We start from the raw sequence: 259 nt of genomic DNA on the forward strand, positions 1-259 counted from the left end.
GACGGTCGGCGGGGTGGTCGCCTCGATCCCTCGCCAGGTGGGCAAGACGTTCACCGTCGGAAACCTGCTGATCGGGCTGTGCCTGCTGTTTCCTGGGTTGCGGGTTATCTGGACGTCACATCACGGGTCGACGACGAAGAACACGTTGCAGTCGATGCAGGGCATGGTTTCCAAACCGAAGCTCGCGGCTCAGGTGCGGAACGTTTATACGAACAACAATGACATGCGGATTGTGTTCACGAATGGCTCGGCCATCATG

1 protein-coding gene is annotated in these 259 nt (G+C 58.7%); it reads left to right on the forward strand.

Annotated features, from left to right (window positions below; all coding sequences use genetic code 11):
• Positions 1 to 259: hypothetical protein (locus MJ643_RS30970; RefSeq protein ID WP_247727351.1), on the forward strand; the 259-nt coding region annotated here is incomplete at both ends.

Origin of the sequence: Pseudomonas sp. PNPG3 (assembly GCF_023093815.1) — a bacterium.
GTDB lineage: Bacteria > Pseudomonadota > Gammaproteobacteria > Pseudomonadales > Pseudomonadaceae > Aquipseudomonas > Aquipseudomonas asiatica.